This is a genomic window from Streptococcus mitis (genome assembly GCF_023110375.1).
In the GTDB taxonomy this organism is placed as follows: Bacteria; Bacillota; Bacilli; order Lactobacillales; family Streptococcaceae; genus Streptococcus; species Streptococcus mitis_CI.
Genome location: NZ_JALDVV010000015.1, coordinates 40,429 through 48,565 on the forward strand (window position 1 = coordinate 40,429; position 8,137 = coordinate 48,565).

Genomic DNA, 8,137 nt, shown 5'->3' on the forward strand with positions numbered 1-8,137 from the left:
CTAGATAAATCGGAGGAGCTAAAATATTGATTAAAATCAATATAAACACTAAAAATTCAAGTAATATAATCATAAATCTGTTTAGTTAACACATTTTAATCAAAATACTATCTTGGCTCTGGGAGTAGATGTAGCCAATGGTAAATATCTTCAAAAATCCCTCCACCATTCACTTCCTCCAATACCTCTGGGGTTAACTCTTCAAATTGCTCCAATTCTACAAATATATTTTTCATTTCCATGACAGACTCCTTTTCATTATTTTATAGATAACTCTATCCCCTGCTCCATCTACAAAAGGCTTTAGTTTCCTTTTAAAATACAAGAAATCTAAAGCCTCCTGAAAATGGTATATTGGTTAGAGTGTTAACAATTAGTTGTGAAGATATTATTTTTATTTAACCACGACCACTTTATAATATTCGTTTGAGTGTGGAGATTCAATTTTAATTTTTTCACCATATAAACCATCAATTTCTTTATCAAGGAAATTTGAAACTCCTGATGGCAAGCGTTTCATCTTAAGAATTTCACCAGATTGATCCGCATAGGCTAGGATATGATGGTGTGTAGTGGTTGCTCCATCATCAATTAATACAAAGTAACCTGTTTTGAGCTTACCTTGCTCATTTTCTAAATAGTATAGTTTATTGTTATTGATTGTAAAGTTAGTAGCTCCAAGACGAAGTCGTGCACCTGGATTTTCTAAATAGACATCATTGCCAACTTTTTTAATCTCTGAATAGGTTGTCATTGCTGGGATATTAACCACACGATGTCCATTTTCATCAAAGTAGTAACGATTTGGTAAGTTTTGGAAGTTCTGTACAACTGCCTTAGAATCAATTTCTTGTCCTTCATCTTTATTATCTACCAGAGCTAAGGTTGTATTTGAAACCTCATCCCCATATTTGTCGGAAAACTTCTTGAACTCTGGTCTGATATACCAAGCATTTTTTTCAATAATAACATCGTCACCTTTAGCATTTAGCAAATATTCTTGCCCATCTCCAAGTTTGACAATATCATGAATATTGTATCCAGAATCTTTTCTATTTGCTAGATAGCCATCCTTACCAATGACATAACTTTCCCCATCACTGGCTGGAACAGCTCTATCTGCGACCATTGCACCTGATTTTTCAAAGTAAGACCATTGACCATTTGCAGTTGCCCATCCTGTTGCCATAGCGCCACTGCCTTTTAGGTAGTACCAAGTAGACCCTTCTTTGTACCAACCTGTGCGCATAGCACCACTATCTGCTAGTGAGTACCATGTGTTACCTTCCTTGTACCAGCCAGTACGCATAGCGCCACTATCTGCTAGGGAATACCATGTATTTCCGTCTTTGAGCCAGCCTGTCTGCATTTTACCAGTGCCGTCGAAGTGATACCATGAGCCAGCATTTTGTACCCATTTATCCTTAGCTAGACTGCCATCTTGTGAAAGATTCCAGTCAGCACCATTTTTAACCCAAGTATCTGCAGCTTGTGCTTGGTTGATAGACAAAAGTAGAGCAGCACCTGCAAGCAAACCAAGTGTGAGTAGTTTAGATTTTTTCATAGCCATTTCCTCCTTTATTGAATAGCTATAGGAGGGTTTCCCCTCTTTATTTAGCTATATTCTAATACTTTTCATAATCAAAGTCAATAATATTGTGAAAGATTAGACAATATTACCAATATCTACGAATTGTATTTTGAGTAATACCGTATTGATCCATATAAGAAACATATTGACCTGGATATGGAGCATGAACTACCTTTCCACCACCAACATAAATACCTACATGGTCATTTGTCTCTTCACTATTATACAAAATCAAATCTCCAGCTTGTTGAGAACCATTACTTACATAACTTCCTCCTGTTGCTTGACCATAGGTCACTCTAGGAATACTAATATCGAACTTAGCATGAATAGCCATCGTAAATCCTGAGCAATCTACGCCACTATTCAAATCTGCCCCACCCCAAACATATGGGATTTTCCCTACAAATGTCTCGGCATATTCACCAAGTGCCTGTCCACGATTTTCTACCCATACACCACTGGCTCTAAAGAAGTATGGTGTACCATTCACACGTTGATAACCAGTGACCATAGCACCACTAGCAGATAAGTAGTAATAATTACCATCAGGTTGAATCCAAGTATTTTCTTTCATCCATCCTTGGTCATCAAAATAGTACCACTTGCCATCTAATTGTTCCCAATTTTTAGCATAACCACCTGAACCGTATTTAAACCACCATTTACCATTGGTTTGCATCCATGTTCCTTTCGGATCACGATATTGATTGAAAGCTTTCTTCTCTTGATTTCCCTCTGCTTGGGTTTCTTTATCTTCAAAACCAATCAATTTTACTTGATCAGCTTCTTCAGCTTTTATCTTGCCTTGATTAACTAATTGAGCAATCGCTTCTTTCTCACTTGCTGATGGGGAATCAGCATAGGCTACCGTAGTATTTGCTAGGAGAACGCCTCCTGCAAGAACTAACAAACTAGAATAAAGATATTTTTTCATCGTGAAAATCCTTTCTTTTTTCTCCTTTTTGGAGATTGATTTTTTCTGACTCTATTATATCCCTTATGTCTCCTCAGATTTCTACTGTCCCTAGAAAGACTAAATCTGTTCCTAAACGGTCACTTGAACCAAAGAAAAATTCCAAAGCAAATGCCTTGGAACTTCTTATCTTTATTTTGCTTGAATGATCTTAACCACATCTCCTACATTTTGGAGTTGGTCAATTTCCTCATCACTGATTTCGATGCTAAATTCATCTTCCAGTGTCAAGATAAACTCCATCAAGTCAACTGAGTCAGCATCCAAGTCGTCTTTCAGACTCAAGGATTCTGTCACGACAAAGTCCTCTCCCTGTCGCTCTTGGATAATGGTCACAATACGGTCAAAAATTTCTTTTTCTGTCATCTCTTTTATTCTCCTGAAAATTCACGCGCAGTCTGGGCAACTACGTCTGTTTCTAGCATGGTACGAATCTGGCGGATTGTACTATAAACAGCCTTGGCATCGCTTGAGCCATGAGTCTTGACAACCGGTGCCTTGACACCAAACAAGACTGCTCCACCAACATCTGAGTAGTTGAGCTGTTTTTTCAAACCTCTGAGGCTGTCCTTGAGAAGGAGGGCGCCTAGTTTCGCTCGAAGACCTCCACCTGTAATAGCGGTCTTGAGTAAGCCCATGATTCCCATAGCTGTTCCTTCAATGGATTTGAGCACAGCGTTTCCCGTGAAACCATCTGTCACAACAACATCTGCAACGCCATTCATCAAATCACGCGCTTCCACGTTTCCGATAAAGTTTAAACTTTCATCAGCTGCTAGTAATTCGTAGGTTTCCTTACGAAGCGGGTCGCCCTTACTACTCTCTGTTCCGTTATTGAGCAAGCCAACGCGTGGTTGCGCAATTCCACGAACATTTTTAGCATAGAAGGAACCTAGAACCGCGTATTGATGGAGGTGATGTGCTGTATTTTCCGCATTGGCACCGAGGTCCAGCATGTCAAACCCCTTCCCATCTACAGTCGGCAAAGTCGACATAAGCCCAGGACGATCGATGTTCTTGATACGACCCACGATGAAAAATCCTGCTGCTAGTAAAGCACCTGTATTCCCAGCTGAGAGAACAGCGTCTGCTTCTCCCTCTTTGACAGCCTTGGCCGCCAAGACCATACTGGCATTTTTCTTCTTCCGAATAGCTCTCGTAGGTTCATCGTCTGAATCAATCTTCTCATCCGTATGGATAATGCTGACGCGCTCTGTCGCTGTCAGATATTGCTTGATTTTAGCTTCATCTCCGTAGAGTTGAACCTCGATATCTGAAAAGTCAGCTAGGGCTTGATTGACACCCTCAACGATGGCCTGAGGTGCGTAATCGCCCCCCATGGCATCTACTGCGATTTTTTTCATTTCTTTTCCTCTTTTAGTAATTGTCCCCAGTCTGCTAGGGAATCAATAAATTTCTTTGATTTTAGGTGAATCCCAATGTACTCTTCGTAGAGTTGATCCATAAATTGGCGTAGCTCTTGCTTGATTTCGGGCTTGAGCGAAATGGTCTCCAAAGACTCAAAATCAATGGCTTGAAATTGATTGAGCAGATAGGGGATATTGGGATTGAGATGGCAACGTCTCTCATCCTCATGATAATGGTCTGGACAGAGGCAGGCTCCATATTTGAAAGAAAAGTCAAAAGCCTGACCGACCCGATGGCAAAAGACACACTCATTAAAATTGAGGCTGATTCCAAATCTGGTCAAGATTTGAATTTCAAAAATATTGGTCAAAACCTGATAATCCAAACCCTCTTCCATCAACTCCAAAGTCTTTTGCAAAAAAGCAAACAAGGGAGCATCCTGCTGATTATCCTGCAAACTAGCATCTGCAAGGGCAGCCACATAGGTCGCATAAGCCATAACAAAGAGATCACTATTAATCTTGGGAAAGGTCATCACCTCATGGTAGTCTTCGATATAGCTGAGTCCATCATCATTAATTCGCAAGAGAAACCGAGCTAGTACCAAGGGCTGAATAACCGGAGCTAGTTTGGATTGACCAGCATGTTTAACGAAAAACATCCGCTTACCAGCCTGCTCTGTAAAAATCTTGACGAGCTTGTCATCCTCACGAAAATTGCGATTATAGAGCACCAAGCCTTGACTCGTGATAGACTGAATCATGCTTCTCTCATATACTCCTCAAGCCGTTTCATGGCTTCTGTGATAGTCTCCATGCTGGCTGCATAAGACAGGCGAACATAACCTTCTCCATAACGCCCAAAGGCCGCACCAGGGATAAAGGCAACAGCCTTCTTCTGAGCAAAATCCTTGAGAAAAGCAAAGGAGTCTTGATTGTAACCCGCTGGAATCTTAGCAAAGATATAGAAGGCACCGTCTGGTTTAATAATCTCAAAACCAAGAGCAGTCATTTTCTCGATAATATAATCTCGACGCTGAATGTATTCCTTCTTCATAGGTGCCGCATCGTTTTTACCAGCTGTCAAGGCTTCCACCGCAGCATGTTGAGCCATAGTATTTGCGGCAGTAACCAAGTACTGGTGACTCTTAATCAACTGAGCTGTAAAGGCTGCAGGAGCAAAAATCAGACCCAAACGCCAACCTGTCATGGCATGCGATTTAGATAGACCATTGATAATAATAGCCTGATCTCTCAACATGGTTCCCAGAGACACATGGGCTTCGCCTGTGTAGGTCAATTCTGAGTAAACCTCATCACAGACAACAAAAATCTCATACTTGCGTAAAACAGCTGCCAAGGCCTCCAATTGTTCCCGACTGTAGGTAATTCCTGTCGGATTGGCTGGATAGTTGAGAATAACCGCCTTGAGCTTGTCACCCTGCTCCAAAATGGCCTTCTCCAACATTTCAGGAGTCAAGACAAAACCATTTTCAGTTGTGTCAATCTCAACAATCTCTGCCCCAACTAGATTGACAATCGGTTCATAACCTGGATAGGCAGGAGCTGGCAAAAGTACCTTGTCTCCCTCTTCCAAAATAGCCGTCAAAGTAGCAGATAAAGCCTCTGTCGCCCCAATTGTAACCAAGATTTCATTTTCAGGATCATAGTCCAGTTGGTACTTTTCCTTAACAAAGTCACTGGCCGCCTTACGTAGAGTCAGCAGACCACTCATCCCTGTATAGTAGGATTGGTTCTGATCAATCGCTCGCTTGGCCGCCTCCTTGATATGATCTGGCGTTGTAAAATCAGGCTCCCCCAAGGTCAAACGCAAGACCCCAGGAATCTCCGAAATAGCCTGGTCAAATTGACGAATCAACGAAACTTGAATCTTATCTAACTGTTTATTAAAGCGCTTAGTTAAGTCCATAGATACCTCCTACTTTCAAAACGTATCTCTATTATACTACAAAAGCCCCCCGACCGCAAAAATACATGATAGAATAACGCTAGCATGACAAATTGAAGTATGTTAAAATGGATTTGTCGCAACTCCACTAACGAACTTAGTTTGGAGGTGAGTTTTTGCTAATCTTCGTTACAGTTATTCTAGCACCATTACTGATTACTATTACCGGTAATGTCATTTCTGAGTGGATAGTCAGAAAGTGGTTAGATAAGCGCGACAAAAAAATATAACCTGAGTTTAGTTTTAATGTAACTGGACAAAAAGAAATACCAGAGGTGGAGCTCTGGTATTTTTGTTTTTGCCAAGACTTCGTTACAGTTCTTGTAGGATTATTATTACATAATTAGCACTACTTGTCAAATAATTGTTAGCTCCACTTTCTATTTTACTTTTCCTCTCTACAGGTCTATAATGGTAACAGATTCTATTTGGAGGTTTTTATGTCATTTCTATCAAAAAATGGAGCAGGCATCTTGGCCTGCCTTCTCATTTCCATTCTATCTTGGTACTTAGGAGGATTCTTCCCTGTTATTGGTGCGCCTGTCTTTGCAATTTTCATAGGCATGCTTCTCCATCCCTTTCTCTCGTCTTATAAACAACTGGATGCAGGATTGACCTTTAGTTCCAAGAAATTACTCCAGTATGCCGTTATCTTGCTTGGTTTTGGTCTCAATATCTCGCAAGTCTTCGCAGTCGGACAATCTTCACTCCCTGTCATCCTGTCCACCATTTCAATAGCCTTGATTGTTGCCTATCTCTTCCAGCGCTTCTTTGCACTGGACACAAAACTGGCTACCTTGATTGGAGTAGGTTCTTCTATCTGTGGTGGCTCTGCCATTGCGGCGACAGCGCCTGTTATTCACGCCAAGGAAAAGGAAGTCGCCCAAGCCATCTCCGTTATCTTTTTCTTCAATGTCTTGGCTGCGCTCATCTTTCCAACCCTCGGCACCTGGCTTCATCTATCCAATGACGGCTTCGCCCTCTTTGCAGGAACTGCAGTCAATGATACTTCCTCTGTAACCGCCACAGCTAGCGCCTGGGATAGTCTCTACCAGACCAATACCCTCGAATCCGCAACTATTGTCAAACTCACACGTACTCTGGCTATTATCCCCATCACTCTCTTTCTCTCCTACTGGCAAAGTCGTGAACAAAAAAATAAGCAAGGCTTACAACTGAAAAAAGTCTTCCCACTGTTTATCCTTTACTTTATCCTTGCATCTCTCCTAACCACCCTACTGACCTCTCTCGGTGTGTCCAGTAGTTTCTTTACCCCTCTCAAACAACTCTCCAAATTTCTCATTATCATGGCCATGAGTGCTATCGGACTCAAAACAAATCTGGTCGCTATGGTCAAATCCAGTGGACAATCCATTCTTCTTGGAGCCATCTGCTGGATTGCCATCATTCTCACCAGTCTTGGTATGCAGACCCTTATCGGCATTTTCTAATACTCTTCGAAAATCTCTTCAAACCACGTCAACGTCGCCTTGCCGTATATATGTGACTGACTTCGTCAGTCTTATCTACAACCTCAAAACAGTGTTTTGAGCAACCTGCGGCTAGTTTCCTAGTTTGCTCTTTGATTTTCATTGAGTATAACACAAAAGGTAGCCCACCAGCTACCTTTTTCTTATGCTTCCTCAATCAAGCGTGTGTGTTCTCTCTTGATGCAACGATTCATCACGATATCATCACATCCACCAGCACGCAAGATCTCTTCCGCTTCTAGACTTTCAAGTCCCAGTTGTGCCCAGAAAATCTTGGCATCCGCCTTGAGAAAGTCTCGTGCTACATCAGGTAAAAATTCACTGCGACGATATACATTGACAATATCTACAGGAAAAGGAATCTCTGCTAGGCTAGCATAGGCCTTTTCACCCAAGATTTCACCACCTGCCGCCTTGGGATTGACTGGGATAATTTTATAACCCCGAGCCTGCATTTCCTTGGTCACTCGATTGCTAGTTGTTTCTTCACGGTCTGACAAGCCCACCACAGCAAGGGTTTTACTCGTTGCGAGATACTGACGAATCACGCCATCACTTGGATTGATAAATTCTTGACTCATAGAAATCCTCCTTTTTCTTCAGTATAGCACAATTTGAAAAGGCTTGCAGAATTCTACTACAAAAAAGGAGGACTAGCCCCCTTTTTAGGCTCTATAATATTTGTAGTGGGTAAATCCCCTATGGATATTATGGAGCCTATTTTGTTGTAGAAAAAAAGTCCCA

At 41.5% G+C, this 8,137-nt stretch carries 9 protein-coding genes; 1 reads left to right on the top strand and 8 read right to left on the bottom strand.

The genetic code is table 11. The annotated features are described in order from the left end of the window. Positions 1-107: 107 nt before the first annotated feature. The 7 genes from M1G12_RS08700 to M1G12_RS08730 all read right to left on the bottom strand — a co-directional run bounded on the left by M1G12_RS08700 (position 108) and on the right by M1G12_RS08730 (position 5,864). Complete coding sequence (locus tag M1G12_RS08700) at positions 108-242, bottom strand: ComC/BlpC family leader-containing pheromone/bacteriocin (protein ID WP_004257719.1); 135 nt, start codon at positions 240-242, stop codon at positions 108-110. A 152-nt stretch (positions 243-394) separates the two neighbouring features. Then, positions 395-1,564, bottom strand: a complete 1,170-nt coding sequence (locus M1G12_RS08705; RefSeq protein ID WP_004257714.1) for a PspC-like choline-binding domain-containing protein — start codon at positions 1,562-1,564, stop codon at positions 395-397. A 112-nt stretch (positions 1,565-1,676) separates the two neighbouring features. Next, positions 1,677-2,528 (bottom strand): C40 family peptidase, encoded by an 852-nt coding sequence (locus tag M1G12_RS08710; protein WP_023947430.1) that lies wholly within the window; start codon positions 2,526-2,528, stop codon positions 1,677-1,679. Positions 2,529-2,699: 171 nt separating this feature from the next. Next, positions 2,700-2,933: an acyl carrier protein gene (locus M1G12_RS08715; protein WP_004257707.1), complete on the bottom strand. Its 234-nt coding sequence runs from the start codon at positions 2,931-2,933 to the stop codon at positions 2,700-2,702. 5 nt (positions 2,934-2,938) lie between these two features. Further along, positions 2,939-3,931 carry a phosphate acyltransferase PlsX gene (gene plsX / locus M1G12_RS08720; RefSeq protein ID WP_049502343.1) on the bottom strand — a complete coding sequence of 331 codons (993 nt, stop codon included), beginning with the start codon at positions 3,929-3,931 and terminating at the stop codon, positions 2,939-2,941. Beyond that, positions 3,928-4,698, bottom strand: coding sequence for a DNA repair protein RecO (recO, locus tag M1G12_RS08725; RefSeq protein WP_247942607.1), 771 nt, complete (start codon positions 4,696-4,698; stop codon positions 3,928-3,930). Before recO ends, plsX begins: the two co-directional genes overlap by 4 nt. Next, a complete protein-coding gene (locus tag M1G12_RS08730; RefSeq protein ID WP_247949760.1) occupies positions 4,695-5,864 on the bottom strand; it encodes a pyridoxal phosphate-dependent aminotransferase in 1,170 nt (389 codons plus the stop codon). The genes recO and M1G12_RS08730 overlap by 4 nt, the downstream gene beginning before the upstream one ends. A gap of 479 nt (positions 5,865-6,343) precedes the next feature. On the opposite strand from M1G12_RS08730, the gene M1G12_RS08735 reads away from it, so the two are divergent. After that, positions 6,344-7,354, top strand: a complete 1,011-nt coding sequence (locus M1G12_RS08735; RefSeq protein WP_084953720.1) for a YeiH family protein — start codon at positions 6,344-6,346, stop codon at positions 7,352-7,354. A 182-nt stretch (positions 7,355-7,536) separates the two neighbouring features. Here the strand turns inward: M1G12_RS08735 and M1G12_RS08740 are convergent, their stop codons facing one another. Beyond that, entirely contained in the window at positions 7,537-7,974 is a 438-nt protein-coding gene (locus tag M1G12_RS08740; RefSeq protein WP_000076477.1) for a CoA-binding protein, read from the bottom strand. Positions 7,975-8,137: the final 163 nt, after the last annotated feature.